The organism is Ensifer sp. ZNC0028 (assembly GCF_000799055.1).
Lineage (GTDB): Bacteria > Pseudomonadota > Alphaproteobacteria > Rhizobiales > Rhizobiaceae > Ensifer.
Genome location: NZ_JTLA01000241.1, coordinates 1 through 608, shown reverse-complemented (window position 1 = coordinate 608; position 608 = coordinate 1). Strand labels below are relative to the sequence as shown.

The window sequence follows — 608 nt, the reverse complement described above, 5'->3', positions numbered from 1 at the left end:
ACGCCGGCCTTGATCGCCGACACCGCATAGCCCTTGGCGCGGTTGCGGATCGCCATGAACGGATAGAAGAACTCGTTGAGGATGCGCTCGCAGGTGGCGCGCTCGCCGGCGCGAAGGGCTGCATAGAATTCGTTGGCAAGGCCCGGCACGAAGTTGAAGACGGCCGAGGAATAGGTGGTGAAGCCGGCACCGAGATAGGCCTCGGCAAACAGTTCCGCCGTCGGCATGCCGCCGAGATACATCAGCCGGTCGCCCATCTTGGCGGTGACCTGACGCACCAGCCCGATATCGCCGGTGCCATCCTTGAAGCCGATCAGGTTCGGGCATTCGTCGCAGAGCCGGGCAAGCGTATCGGCCTGCAGCACCGCATTGTCGCGGTTATAGACCATGACGCCGATGCCGACCGACTGGCAGATCGTCTTCACATGGGCATAAAGCCCTTCCTGCGGCGCATCGATCAGGTAGTGCGGCAGAAGCAGGATGCCGTCGGCGCCGACGCGCTCGACCGAGCGGGCGATGTCGACCGCCATCTCGGTGCCATAGCCGCAGCCCGATACGATCGCCGTGTCGCCGGCAACATCCTTGGCCGCCCGGACGATACCGGGGAT

Annotated in this window: 1 protein-coding gene; it reads right to left on the bottom strand. The window is 64.5% G+C overall.

What is annotated here, in order from left to right; genetic code table 11:
* Window positions 1-608: 5-dehydro-4-deoxyglucarate dehydratase (locus L981_RS32810; protein ID WP_043627070.1), on the bottom strand; the 608-nt coding region annotated here is incomplete at both ends.